At 68.6% G+C, this 13306-nt stretch carries 10 protein-coding genes and 1 tRNA gene; 5 read left to right on the plus strand and 6 right to left on the minus strand.

Annotated features, from left to right (window positions below; genetic code table 11):
• Positions 1–119: 119 nt before the first annotated feature.
• Positions 120–1418, plus strand: coding sequence for a (3,5-dihydroxyphenyl)acetyl-CoA 1,2-dioxygenase DpgC (gene dpgC, locus ABD808_RS13550; protein ID WP_344895484.1), 1299 nt, complete (start codon positions 120–122; stop codon positions 1416–1418).
• Positions 1415–2212: an enoyl-CoA-hydratase DpgD gene (gene dpgD / locus ABD808_RS13555; RefSeq protein WP_344895487.1), complete on the plus strand. Its 798-nt coding sequence runs from the start codon at positions 1415–1417 to the stop codon at positions 2210–2212. Before dpgC ends, dpgD begins: the two co-directional genes overlap by 4 nt.
• Positions 2213–2294: 82 nt before the next feature.
• Here dpgD and ABD808_RS13560 read toward each other — a convergent pair whose 3' ends face one another.
• Both ABD808_RS13560 and ABD808_RS13565 read right to left on the minus strand, forming a co-directional pair.
• Positions 2295–3050 (minus strand): AfsR/SARP family transcriptional regulator, encoded by a 756-nt coding sequence (locus ABD808_RS13560; protein ID WP_344895490.1) that lies wholly within the window; start codon positions 3048–3050, stop codon positions 2295–2297.
• Positions 3051–4124: 1074 nt separating this feature from the next.
• Positions 4125–4196: transfer RNA gene (locus tag ABD808_RS13565), tRNA-OTHER, on the minus strand.
• A 171-nt stretch (positions 4197–4367) separates the two neighbouring features.
• On the opposite strand from ABD808_RS13565, the gene ABD808_RS13570 reads away from it, so the two are divergent.
• Both ABD808_RS13570 and ABD808_RS13575 read left to right on the plus strand, forming a co-directional pair.
• The gene (locus ABD808_RS13570; RefSeq protein ID WP_344895493.1) at positions 4368–6764 is read left to right on the plus strand and encodes an aminotransferase class I/II-fold pyridoxal phosphate-dependent enzyme; all 2397 of its coding nucleotides are present in this window, start codon (positions 4368–4370) and stop codon (positions 6762–6764) included.
• A gap of 225 nt (positions 6765–6989) precedes the next feature.
• Positions 6990–7847: a ParB/RepB/Spo0J family partition protein gene (locus tag ABD808_RS13575; protein WP_344895496.1), complete on the plus strand. Its 858-nt coding sequence runs from the start codon at positions 6990–6992 to the stop codon at positions 7845–7847.
• Between the two features lie 200 nt (positions 7848–8047).
• Here the strand turns inward: ABD808_RS13575 and ABD808_RS13580 are convergent, their stop codons facing one another.
• Positions 8048–9556 carry a substrate-binding domain-containing protein gene (locus ABD808_RS13580; protein WP_344895498.1) on the minus strand — a complete coding sequence of 503 codons (1509 nt, stop codon included), beginning with the start codon at positions 9554–9556 and terminating at the stop codon, positions 8048–8050.
• A gap of 259 nt (positions 9557–9815) precedes the next feature.
• Positions 9816–10346 carry a MarR family winged helix-turn-helix transcriptional regulator gene (locus ABD808_RS13585; RefSeq protein WP_344895501.1) on the minus strand — a complete coding sequence of 177 codons (531 nt, stop codon included), beginning with the start codon at positions 10344–10346 and terminating at the stop codon, positions 9816–9818.
• A 92-nt stretch (positions 10347–10438) separates the two neighbouring features.
• Here ABD808_RS13585 and ABD808_RS13590 point away from each other — a divergent pair, with 92 nt between their 5' ends.
• Positions 10439–11392 (plus strand): NHL repeat-containing protein, encoded by a 954-nt coding sequence (locus tag ABD808_RS13590; RefSeq protein WP_344895504.1) that lies wholly within the window; start codon positions 10439–10441, stop codon positions 11390–11392.
• Positions 11393–11420: 28 nt separating this feature from the next.
• Here the strand turns inward: ABD808_RS13590 and ABD808_RS13595 are convergent, their stop codons facing one another.
• Positions 11421–12548 (minus strand): sensor histidine kinase, encoded by a 1128-nt coding sequence (locus ABD808_RS13595; RefSeq protein WP_344895507.1) that lies wholly within the window; start codon positions 12546–12548, stop codon positions 11421–11423.
• Positions 12545–13207: a response regulator gene (locus ABD808_RS13600; RefSeq protein WP_344895510.1), complete on the minus strand. Its 663-nt coding sequence runs from the start codon at positions 13205–13207 to the stop codon at positions 12545–12547. The genes ABD808_RS13595 and ABD808_RS13600 overlap by 4 nt, the downstream gene beginning before the upstream one ends.
• Between the last annotated feature and the right edge of the window lie 99 nt (positions 13208–13306).

Consider the following 13306-nt stretch of genomic DNA (forward strand, 5'->3'; position numbering starts at 1 on the left):
TCTCCCTCGGGGGTCTGGGGGTCGTCCCCCAGAGGGGTGGGTCGTGACCGCAGCGGAGCGAGGATCTTGGTGTCTTCTCCCTCGGGGGTCTGGGGGGCGCCCCCCAGGGGGGTGGAGTCATGAGTGTGAGTGAGTTGGAGTATGCGGGTGCTGCGCTGGCTGAGGCTGCCGCGCGTGCTGAGAAGCGGATTGGGGCTCTGCCCGAACCCGCGTCGCGGTCGCCTGAGCAGAGGGCGGTGGCGGACGCGGTGCACGAGGGGGTTCGCGCGTTGCGGGCCGGGTTCATGGATGAGCACGCCGACGCCGTGTATGACCGGCTCACTGAACATCGCTCCCGGTACTTGCGGCTCGCCGAGCTTGTGCAGGCGGCGGCGGACGCCTTTCCCGGGCTGTGTCCCACCGTCGCGCAGATGGACGACGAGCTGAGCCGTCCGCAGGCCGCCAAGGAGGGGCGCGAGATCGACCAGGGCATCTTCCTGCGGGCCGTCCTCCGTTCCTCGGTGTCCGGCCCGCACCTGATGGACGCGATGCTGAGGCCGACCGACCGCGCACTGAGCCTGCTGCCGGAGTTCACCCGGACCGGCGTGGTGGAGATGGAGGCGGTACGGCTGGAGCGACGCGATGGCGTGGCGCGCCTCACCATGTGCCGGGACGACTGCCTGAACGCCGAGGACGAACGCCAGGTCGACGACATGGAGACCGCCGTCGATCTGGCGCTTCTCGACCCGTCCGTCCGGGTCGGGCTGCTGCGCGGCGGCGTGATGAGCCATCCGCGCTACCGGGGCCGCCGCGTGTTCAGCGCGGGCATCAACCTCAAGCGGATCAGCTCCGGCGGGATCTCCCTGGTCGGATTTCTGCTCCGCCGCGAGCTGGGTTACATCCACAAGATTTTCCGGGGGCTGCTCGACGACCGTCCGGGCGCGGGCGGCTGGCGGGCGCGGCTGACCGACAAGCCGTGGGTCGCGGCCGTCGACACGTTCGCGATCGGCGGTGGGATGCAGCTGCTGCTGGTCTTCGACCACGTGATCGCCGCGTCCGACTCCTATCTCAGCCTTCCGGCCGCCGAGGAGGGGATCGTCCCCGGGATGGCGAACTTCAGGCTGACCCGGTTCGGGGGGCCGCGGCTGGCCCGGCAGATCGTCCTGCGGGGCCGTCGCGTCCGGGCGGCGGAACCGGACGCCGCGACGCTGGTGGACGAGGTCGTCGAGCCCGAGGCGATGGACGCCGCCATCGAACGGGCCCTGGCCGCGCTCGACAGCGACGCCGTCCTGGCGAACCGGCGCATGCTCAACCTCGCCGACGAGCCGGTCGACGCCCTCCGCGCGTACGCGGCCGAGTTCGCCCTCCAGCAGGCGTTGCGCATCCATGGGGAGGACGTGATCGACAAGGTCGGCCGGTTCGGGGCGCGGTCGTCATGACGCGGCCCCGGGTGCGCTACGAGAAGAAGGACCATGTCGCCCACGTGACGCTGGACCGTCCCGAGGTCCTCAACGCGATGGATCTACGCACGCACGAGGAGCTCGCGGACATCTGGGACGACGTGGAGGGCGACGACGAGGTGCACGTCGCGGTGCTCGCCGGAGCCGGTGATCGCGCGTTCTGCGTCGGCCAGGACCTGAAGGAACGGGCCGCGCTGAACCGGGCGGGCGCGGCGCCGACCACGTTCGGCAGTCGCGGGCAGCCGGGCCATCCGCGGCTCACCGACCGGTTCACGCTGAGCAAGCCCGTCGTCGCGCGCGTGCACGGCTACGCCCTCGGTGGCGGCTTCGAACTGGCCCTCGCCTGCGACCTGATCATCGCGAGCGACACCGCGCAATTCGGCCTGCCCGAGGCGGGCCTCGGGCTGGTGCCCGGCGCGGGCGGGGTGTTTCGCCTGGTCCGGCAGCTGCCCCCGAAGGTCGCCATGGGATACCTGCTCACCGGTCGCCGGATGGACGCGGCGACGGCGCTGCGGTTCGGGCTGGTGAACGAGGTCGTCCCGGCCGCCCGGTTGGACGACCGCGTGCGCGGGTGGACGGCCGACCTCGTCCGGAGCGCCCCCCTGTCCGTGCGCGCCATCAAGGAGGCCGCGCTGAAGTCGGTGGACATGCCGCTCGAAGACGCCTTCACCGCCGAGTACGTCTGGGAGGAGCGACGCAGGAACAGCGCCGACGCCGTCGAGGGCGTCCGCGCGTTCACCGAGAAACGCGACCCGATCTGGACTGGTCGCTAATGTCCCGTCGTCCCCGAACCCGTCGAAAGGAGTGGACCGTGCCATAAACCATATGGACCGTGCCATGGACCATACGGCCAGTTCACGAGTGCGCTGATCTCTTGCGCGGCTGCTGTTCCAGGATCGACTGGTGCAGTTCCTGCAACTCCTGGCACGGTTCGATGCCCAGGTCGTCACGCAGCCGCCGCCGTATCTGGCTGAAGTGCTGAAGGGCCTCCACCTGGCGTCCCGACGAGTAGAGGGACGACATGAGCAACGCCCTGAGCGACTCGTGGAAAGGGTTGCCGGAGACGACCTTCTGCAGCTCGGGGATGATGTGCCGGTGGTTGCCGAGCCTGATCTCGGTGGTGAAGAGCTCCTCGTAGGCCGCGATGCGCTCCGCCTCAAGCAGCCGCGCCTCCTGGCGGAGCGTCTCCCCGGGGACGCCGGACAGCGCGTTCCCCCGCCAGGTCGCGAGGGCCCGGCGGAGTTCGGCCGTCGAGTCGCTCAGGCGCCCGCGTAGCGCGTGCTCACGGGCCCGGTCGACCCGCCGCCGGAAGTTCCAGAGGTCGATGGCCTCCGGGGCGACGTTCAACCGGTAGCAGTCGTGCGAGGTGTCGAGTTCGACCGGCAGCGGGCTGAGCGCCTGCCGCAGCCGGTAGATGTACGACTGGAGCGTGGTCTGCGCCGTCGCGGGCGGCCGGTCGTCCCAGCCGGCCCGGGTGAGCCGCGTGATCGGCACCTCGTTGTTGGCGTCCAGGAGCAGTGCCACCAGGATGGCGCGTTGCTTGGGGGCGGTAATGGCAATCCGCTTGCCGGACTCCCTGAGTTCAAGGCTGCCCAAAATGAGAAAATGCATGTGTATTCTCACGCCTCGAAAACGCCGACCGAGGCCGACGTGAATCAAAGTAATGGCCTCGGGCGTTCGGCCGGCGGGGAAGCCTGTAGCTCGGATGGCACGGTCAATTTCTGGTGAAGTGCGTTTGACGGGAGCGTCGAGACCGGGTCTTCCCTCAAGACATGCCGAGCGGACCCCCTTCGCTCTGGCAAGGCCAGACTAAGCGATGATCTTTGCCCGCTCACGATCGTGGCCACATGCGGACATTAGGCGCGAAATCCCGTTCATCTCTTGCATTCCCGTTGTGCACGCCTATATCTGTTCGGCCAATGCGTTACCTGAGGTCAGCGCCGGTTCACCATACGTGATCTTCAACTATGATTTATCTTTCAAACTTGGCGTGGCACCATAGACACTCCCGTCATGACCAATCGGACATGAGACACCTCCGAACGCCCGCCGAGTTAGTGGAAGGTCACCCTTCTGCCAGGGGCTTCGCCCCACCTGCCGGGCGACGCACCGTCCGCCACCAGGCGCGACCGGAACCCCGCCACCGCGTCCACCGCCACTGGAGCCTCGATGGGGCCGAACTGGCGGCGGGATCCAGCGCGCTTGTCGGCGCGCGCCGTGACGTGTGATTCTTACGCCGAAATCGGGGAGTTCGTCCGGGCGGGGCGCATTGGGGGTGCCCGGCGCACGGGGGGCTTGATTGGGGGCATACCGATGCGGAAGCAGTCGGTTTTACCTGGGCTGGCATGCGACCGGGCCGACAAGGTCCGGCCTGTCGTCACGCCCACCCGGCGGAAGGGGGCGGTCTCGGCCGCCCGGACCGCTGTTCAAGTGCACGGGGTTGACAGTCGCACACTCACCAGACGCCACCGTCCCTTACGAGCTCGAAGCGGGCACGGCGGTGAACAGGCCATGGCGTCATAGCGCGCGGAGCCTGTCCGCGGGGTAATTCACCGGCCGCGGGCGACGCCGCGGACGCGGCATTCTTAACGACGGGTTTCGGCATCGGGGTTTCTCGTAACGGCGGGTTTCGCGACAGCGAAATCCCGGTTCCGTGACCGAGATCCCATCGCTGTCGCGGACCCGTACCCTCGATCGGTTTCGAACCGACAAGCAGACCATTTAAGTGGTCTGCCTCTTCCGCTGGGCTACAAGGGTGAAATGATCTTAAAGGCGCGCGTCCCGAAAGCGCGCCCGTGATCGCGCCTCACCCCGGAAAGGCACAAAGTGGCCTGCATTAACCCCTTGCTGGCCAACCGCCGGGTGTGGAAATTGGAAAGATGACATCGGCTGAGACGGAGTTGAGTCACGCGATGCCCTGGACCGATCATGCTGGATGAACCACGGGCTTTATCACTCGACGAGTACGCACGGTTGGCCCGGGAACGGCTCGGGCCGTCGATCTGGAGCTTCGTCGAGGGCGGCGCGGGCGAGGAGGACACGTTCGGCGAGAACACCGCCGCGTTCCGGCAGTACCGGCTCCGCCCGCGCGTCCTGGCGGGCGTCGCCGAACCCGAGCTCAGGACCAAGATCCTGGACCGGACCTGGAACGCGCCGCTCGCCGTCGCCCCGATGGCCTTCCAGACGCTCGCGCACCCCGCCGGGGAGCTCGCGACCGTCCGGGGCGCGGGCCTGGCGGGCGTCCCGGTCATCGTCAACACGCTGTCCGGCTGCCGGTTCGAGGACCTGGCCGAGGCGGCGCGGTCCCCGCTGTGGCTCCAGCTCTACTGTTTCCGCGACCGCGCGGTGACCCGGCGGCTCATCGCCCGGGCCGAGGACGCCGGTTTCGAGGCCATCGTGCTGACCGTCGACGCTCCGTGGCTCGGCCGCCGGCTCCAGAACCTCCGCGAAGGTCTGCGGCTGCCGCCCGGCGTCCAGCCCGCGAACCTCGAACCGCCGAGTTCGGGTTCCGAGCCGTCGCCGGGGGGCGGGGTGCTCGCCGAGTTCGACCCGTCCCTCGACTGGCGGATCATCGACTGGCTCCGCTCGGTGACCCGGCTGCCGATCCTGCTGAAGGGCGTCATGACCGGGGCGGACGGGGCGCGCGCGGTGGAGGCCGGGGTCAGCGGCGTCATCGTCTCCAACCACAACGGCGGCCGCCTCGACGGCATGCGGTCGGCCCTGGACGCCCTGCCCGAGGTCGCCGCCGCGGTGGCCGGGCGCTGCCCCGTACTGCTGGACGGCGGCGTCCGAAAGGGCACCGACATCCTCGTCTCGCTCGCCCTTGGCGCGGACGCGGTTCTCCTCGGCCGTCCCGTTCTGAACGGGCTCGCCGTCGCGGGTGAACCGGGCGTCGCCGCCGTCCTCGACCTGACGACCGACGAACTCGCCGACGCGATGGTCCTCACCGGCACCCCGTCGGTGGCCGACGCCGACGCGGACCTGATCCGCACCGGGCCACCGGCCCCGACCGGCCCGCCACGAGGCGCGTCCCACCCGCCCACGACCGGCCTGCGCCGCGAGGACCTGTTCGCCGCTCTGACCGACCCGGTCATGGACACGATGAACTTCCTCAACGAGGTCACCGCCCGCTACCCCGACGCGATCTCCCTCGCGCCGGGCCGCCCCTACGACGGCTTCTTCGACGTCGAGCACATCGTCGACCACCTCAGGCGGTACATCGACCACCTCGCCCAGGAGGGCTTCGCGCAGCCGCGGATCCGGGACGCGCTGTTCCAGTACGGCCCGTCCGCCGGAATGATCCGCGGATTCATCGCCGACGCCCTACGCCGCGACGAGGGCATCGACGTGGCGCCCGAGGCGATCGTGGTGACCGTCGGCTGCCAGGAGGCCATGTTCCTGACCCTGCGCGCGCTTTTCGCTTCGCCGACCGACGTCCTACTCGTCTCGACCCCGTCCTACGTCGGAATTACGGGCGCCGCGCGGTTGCTCGGAATCGAGGCGATCCCAATCGAAGAAGGCCCAGAAGGGCTTTCACCGCTAGATCTGGAATCCGCGATCGCGTTCCAGGCCGCGCGTGGACGCAGGGTCCGCGCCGTCTATGTCATTCCCGACCACTGCAATCCGACCGGCGTCACCATTCCGGTGGAGGCCCGGCGACACCTGCTCGACGTGGCCGCCCGGGAAGGCGTCCTCCTCCTTGAGGACAGCCCCTACCGGCTGGTCAGCCCGGGCCCGCGGGTGCCCACCCTGAAAAGCCTCGACCGGCACCGGACGGTGATCCACCTCGGCTCGTTCTCCAAGACCGTGCTCCCCGGCGCCCGCGTGGGCTTCGCCGTCGCGGACCAGCAGGTCGTGGACGCCGACGGCCGCACGACACCGCTGGCCGACGAGCTGGCCAAGATCAAGAGCATGGTCACGGTGAACACCCCGGCGCTCAGCCAGGCCGTCATCGCGGGCGCGCTGCTCGCCGGAACCGGCGGCGTCGCCGAACTCAACCGGGACACCTCCGACCACTACGACCACGCGATGCGGACGACGCTGCGCGAACTCGAACGACAGTTCCCGCCCGGACGGCTCGACGTCACCTGGAACGCCCCGGCGGGCGGCTTCTTCCTGACGTTCAACGTTCCCTTTCGCGCCGACAACGCGGCCCTGACCCGTTCTGCCGAACGATTCGGCGTCATCTGGACGCCGATGTCGTACTTCTATCCGGACGGTGGTGGCGAGCGCGCGCTGCGTTTGTCAATCAGCTATCTCAGTGACGAGGAGATCACGGAGGGAGTGGCGCGGCTGGCCCGGTTCGTCGCTTCGGAAGGGAACTGAGAGGAAACGCCGCCGACCACGATTGACGCTCTGCGGAGCCTGCTATAAATTGCGACACATGGCCCAAAAACATTATGGGGGATGGAATTGGAGCCTTCCGCTCACAATACGTTAGATATGCTTCGCACGGGTACGACCTCAACAATTCCCATTGAGCTTCTGAAATTCGCTGACAGTCCCCGGCTGGAGGGCGAGAAACCCGATCACATCCGGGTCCTCGCGGGGGTGGACACGGACCTTCCGCCGATTCTCGTGCACCGCCAGACGATGACCGTGCTCGACGGCATGCATCGTCTGCGCGCCGCCATCCAGAACGGCCAACGCGAGATCCGCGTCCAGTTCTTCATCGGCTCGCACGAGGACGCGTTCGTCGCCGCCGTCCAGGCGAACATCAGCCATGGGCTCCCGCTCTCACTGGCCGACCGCGAGGCGGCCACGGCGCGGATCCTCAGCTCGCACCCGCAGTGGTCAGACCGTGCCATCGGCGAGGTGGTGGGTTTGGCCGCCACCACCATCGCCAAGATCAGGGCCCGTTCGGCGCCGGAGCAGGCGCAGCCCGAGGCCCGGATCGGGAGGGACGGCCGAGTCCGCCCGATCAATGGCGCGGTCGGCCGGAGGCTGGCCGGAAAACTGTTCGCCGAACGCCCAGGTGCGTCCCTTCGGGAGATCGCCGAACTAGCGGGCATCTCGCCCGCCACGGCCCTCGACGTCCGGGAACGCCTACGCAGAGGAGAGGACCCCGTCCCGGCGAAACAGCTCCTTGCCGAACAGCGCAAACGCGACGCCGCCGAAGCGCCCAAACCCGTCAGATTCCACCGCCACCGTCGTGTTCCCGACGCCGACCTCGCTCTCCGCAAACTGCAACGCGACCCGTCCCTACGACTGACCGAAACAGGCAGGGGTCTCCTCCGCCTGCTCAGCACCCGCTCACTGAAGTCCACTGAATGGGCGGGCATCCAAGGCGAAATCCCCGCCCACTGCGTCCCCTTGGTCGCCGACCTGGCCCTGAGCCTGGCCGACGAATGGGCGAACTTCGCCGAGGCCCTGAAAACCCGAGCCCGCACCGACCTCGCGGGCTCCTGACCAAAACGAATATGGCGCCCCACCCGGGGCGCCATATTCCCCGCCAACGCCCCAACCCGCATAGCTACGTACGGCGTCGGCCCGAAGGCCGTCCGCATTCTCCGCGAGGCGCTCGCCTAAGCCTGGTCATCGTGCTCCACGTGACGGCGGCACGACATCCGTACCGGCTTTCTTTCTCCGAACCGGTTGGTGGGCAGCGGTCAGGTGCATTGGCCCGCGAGAGCTGTCCCGGACAGTTCCGAGCAGGCGACATAACTGTGGTCGCGCAACCGTGCGGTCATGGGATCGCTGGTCAGGAATGCGAGATAGTTGGCGGTCAGGCCACGCGGTTGCCCTGCGGTGTAGAGGTATTCGGTCGCGACGAAGTGATAGGAGCCGTCCAGCGTGGCCGAGCGAGTGGCCGAGGTGCCGTCAATACTGAGGGTCCGCACGTTCGGGAAATAGGTGAGCGCGTCCGCTTCGGCGTATCCGATGGCGTTCGGGGTGCGTTCGATGTAGGTGAGCAGGTCCATGGTCGTGTTCACCGTGCAGGCCACCGGCGTACTTGAGGAACCAGTCGGGCAGGTGGCCGAGGCGGGAAAGTCGGTGCTCCGGGCGCCCAGGACGGTCTGCTCGAAGGCCCTTCGGGTACCCGAGCCGCTGCCGCGCCCGACCACGACGAAACTGCCGTTGGCCGAGGACGGAGTGGCCCGGAACAGATCGCGAAGCCGCGTGGTGCTCAGATCGAACAACTTGAGGTTCTTGTTGGCCACCACGGCGAAGATCACCAGCCCGACCGGCCGGACCCTGAGCCCCGGCGTGTTCCCGCCCTCCTCACCATCCGTCATGGCGATCACTCCGGGAGCCGGGCGGCGACGCAGGTCGTCCAGCCCGGACCCGCTTCCCACGGCGGAGATCGTGATCGACGCGCCGGAGCAGGCGTTCTCGTATTCGTTGGCCACATTGTTGGCGATCGGCGCGAAGGCGGTGGACCCCAGGACGGTCAGCGTGCCGATCGCACAATCGGGATGGGGGGTGATGACCCGGTTGGCCAGATAGATGCCACCGGTGAGGCCGAACAGCAGCAGAAGGACCGTCCCCGTCGCGATCACCCGGAACCAGTAGCGGCGGTCCCGGGGCTTGCGCTGCTGGACCTCACCACCCCGCACGGTGCCACCATCGACGACCTGATAGCCGCGGACATTGGACGCCCCTGGCCCCGAGGCCGTCTCCTTGAGCAGGACCAGCAGCTTGAAACCCACACCCCGGTTCAGCGAGAAGAGAGGCAGCACGATCTTCGACCGGTCACCGGGCGGTTGCATCTCCTCATCGGGCGCTTCGATGGTCTTTCGCCGCACGTGCTCCGAATCACGAACCTTGAAATGGACGACCTCGCGTCCCGGGAACTGGAACGACAGCGGCAGGGCGAAGTCGCTCTCCATGATGTCGTCCCGCCCGGCGCTCGCGATGTCCAGGACCACCAGGCTGCCCTTGTCGATCTCCTGCCCCTGGGAGGAGATCTCCCACATGTCGGGACCGTCGTCCTGGAAGGTCCGGTTGATCGGCTCGTCGTACAACACGGCCCAACTGAGCAGTCGGCGCTTGCGGAACCTGCCGTACACCAGCCCGCAGACGAACGTCACCACACCGACCGTCAGGCCCGTCAACAGCCCCTTGCTGTCGAGCGCCGAATTCAAGCCGTCCAACACATCGAACGCATCGCTCCGCATGAGCATTCTCCTTGGACGCGGAGAAACCATCCACAATGAGACGCTCAAACTACCGCGAAAGGTTCACCCCTGACCTCCCGCATTCCGACGTCACCCGCTGTTCACCGTCAGGTGAACCACAGGTGAAGACTGATTAACCCGCAAGACATTTCGGCCAACCGCCACCGTCCAAGAAGTGCCGCACCAAAATGGCGACTCCCAGTGCGACGAAGCAAATCAACCGGGTTAACTGATTCGCTGAAATGGCCGTTACTCGGCTTCAGAGATCGCCGGGTGCGCGCGGATCGCCTGCCTCGTCACCGAGGCTGAGCAGCAGGGTGCGCAGGACGGCGGCGAGGCCGTCCTGCTCGTGCTGGTCGAGCGCGGCGAGGACACGGCGCTCGTTCTCGAGGTGGGCGGCGACAGCGCGGTCGATGAGGTCGCGGCCCGTGGGCGTGAGGGCGACGATGACGGTGCGCCGGTTGGCGGGGTCGAACTCGCGCGTGACGTACCCCTTGGCGACGAGCCGGTCGAGCCGGTTGGTGACGGCGCCCGAGGTCACCATCGACGAGCGGGCCAGCATGCCCGCCGTCAGGCCGTCGGGGGAGCCGCTGCGCCGAAGGGTCGCCAGGACGTCGAACTCGCCCCGCTCAAGACCGAACTCGCCGAAGAGGGCCTTGAGTTCGCGCTCGACGATCCGCGTCACCCGGGAGAGCCGTCCGAGAACGCTCATGGGGGACGGGTCGAGGTCGGGCCGCGCGCGGGCCCATTGTTCCACGACGAGGTCGACGGCGTCCCGCTCCACCACCACGCACCTCTCAACGTTGAACTGTTTGACATCAAGCTACCACCCGGCATACGTTCCTCAACGCTGAATATTTCAATGTTGAGAGGTTGCCTCCCATGCGTCGTCAGACACTCTCCGCTGTGCTGGTGTTCGGACTGGCCGCCGCCACGATGAGCGCGCCAGCGCAGGCGTCCGTCAGCCACCGTTCCGACGCGGCGGCATACCCGACCACGATCCGGTTGCCGAACGGGTTCCAGCCCGAGGGCATCGCGACCGGACCCGGCCCGTTCGCCTACATCGGTTCCATGGCCGACGGCTCCGTGTACCGCGCCGACCTGCGCACCGGACGAGGCGCGATCGTCAGCCGCGGGCCGGGCACGCAGGCCCTCGGACTCAAGACCGACCCTCGCGGACGGATCTTCGTGGCCGGCGGCACGGGCGGCGACGCCCGCGTCCTCGACACCCGTACCGGCCGGGTGTTGGCGTCCTACCAGCTGGCCACCGGCCGCACCTTCATCAACGACGTAATCCTCACCCAGGGCGCCGCGTGGTTCACCGACTCCACGAACCCGGTGCTGTACAAGCTGCCCCTGCATGGCGGACGGCTGCCGTCCGCCGCCGTCCAGATCCCACTCACCGGCGATCTCGTGTACCACGACGGCCAGGACAGCGCCGCCTTCAATGCCAACGGCATCGTCCCGACACCGGACGGCCATGGCCTGATCGTCGTGCAGTCGAACACCGGTGGACTTTTCCGCGTCGACCCGGTGACCGGCACGACCCGCCGCGTGAACCTGCACGGCGAGTCACTACCGGAAGGCGACGGCCTGCTGCTCCGCGGCCGGACACTGTTCGCGGTGCAGAACAGCCTGAACACAGTCGCGGTCCTCCGGCTGAACGCAGCGGGAACCGAAGGTCACGTCATCCAGCGGATAAAGGACCCTCGGTTCGATCTACCGACGACCATCGCCGCCTTCGGCCCCCGCCTGTACCTCTCCAACATCCAGTTCTTCGCCACAGGACCAACCCCTCAGACCTCCTATTACGCCGTCGCCATCCCCCGCCCCTGACCAGCGGAGCCAGCGCCCGACGCAAGCGCTAGCCAGGAGCGACAGGGAGGTCGAGGCTGAGCCGGTAGCCGTGGTCGGACGTGGGACCCGATTCCAGCGCGCCGCCCAGGAGTTCGGCGCGCTGGCGCAGACCGATCAGCCCATGGTGCGCGCTGGGTAGGGGGAGGGTGGGCCTGGTGGGCGCGGTATTGGTAACCGTGGTGCGCACCGTCCCGTTTCGGTGGCGGACCTCGACCCGGGTGGTGGAGCCGGGGGCGTGCTTGCGGGCGTTGGTCAGCGCCTCCTGCACCGTCCGGTAAATGGCGCGCTGGACCGGGGCGGGCAGGTCGCCGTTCAGATCGACGTTCAGGACGGCCTCGATGCCGCAACCGGCGACCAGGGCGTGGAGCTGGGCGAGGGTCGGCTGGGGGGTCAGCTCCGTGGGCGGGCCGCCCGAGGCGCGCAGCACGCTGACCATGTGCCGCAGCTCGTCCAGGGTCCGCACGCTCAGCCGCCGGATGGTGGTCGCGGCCTCCTTGGCGTCCGGATCACCCGTGCTGACCTGGAGCGCACCGGCGCGTACCGCGATCAGGCTGACCTGGTGTGACACGACGTCGTGCATCTCACGGGCGAGCTGTGCGCGCTCCTTGGCGAGGACGCTCTGCGCGGCGAGGAACTGCTCGTGCTCGCGCACCTCGGTGATCTCGTCCAGCCGGGCGGCGAGGTCACGGCGCGCCTGGACGAGCTGGCCGAGCAGGACGGGGGCGGCGGCCAGGCCCAGCCCGTACGCCAGGTCCGGCACGTCCGAGACGCCCACGATGGCGCCTCTCCTGGGTGTCGGCCAGGGCATCATGTAGCAGCCCGCGAACACCGTCGCGCAGACCGCCAACAGAGGTCGGCTGCGCGTCCGCGTCGCGAGGGCGTACATGGCGATCAGCGCCGCGGCCACGGCCGACGAGGCCAGCACGCTGGGCACGGTCAGGACGAACACCGGCAGCGGCGCGCGGCGGCGTAGCAGCAGGACGCCCGAGGTCACCGCGACACACGCGGCCCCGGGCCGCGTGCCGAAGCCTCCCTGGAACCATGCGTCCAGCAGCGACAGGGTGACGAGGCCCGCATCGGTCAGGGCGCGGTCGATCGCGCGACGTCGCGGCCACGCGATCCACGGCCTTCTCACGTGCCGACCCCGCCGCGCGGGACGAGCAGACCGGCGCGGTCGGCCAGCAGCGAGGCCTGAACACGCCCGCCGACCTCCAGTTTCGCGAGGATCGCGCTGACGTGGTCCTTCACGGTCGAGGCGCTCAGGTGCACGCGCGCCCCGATCTCGGCGTTGGACAACCCCTGGGCGACCAGCACGAGCACGTCCCGCTCGCGGTCGGTCAGCCGCGCCACCGCCTGGACGGCCGACGCCTGGGACCCGGCGTCCAGATAACCGTCCACGACCGTGCGCGTGACCTTGGACGACAACGCGACCCCGCCCGCGGCAAGCGTGCGCACAAGATGGGCCAGGTGTTCGGGGTCGGTGTCCTTCAGCAGGAACCCGGCCGCCCCGGACCGCAACGCGCCCGCCACGAACTCATCGGTGTCGAAAGTGGTGAGCATGGCCACCACGGGCGGATCGGACAGCTCGCGAATGGCGGCGAGTACCGTCAGCCCGTCGACGTCCGGCATGCGGATATCAAGCAGCACAATGTCGGGGCGCAGCTCCTCGACGGCGCGCAGCGCCTCGCCGCCCGCCACCGCCCCGACCGTCTCGATGCCGTCGGCGGCGTTGAGGATATGCGTGAAGCCGGTACGGATCAATGCCTCGTCATCAACCACAAGCACGCGGATCACGTTTCGATTACTACCATGCCGCCCGCCCACGCTCCGGCCCCTCCGAAGAACACCCGCCGAACGGCGGGTAGGTCCACCCGCCCGGGTGGACACGCCCAG

Source organism: Actinomadura meridiana (assembly GCF_039537545.1).
Taxonomy (GTDB): domain Bacteria; phylum Actinomycetota; class Actinomycetes; order Streptosporangiales; family Streptosporangiaceae; genus Spirillospora; species Spirillospora meridiana.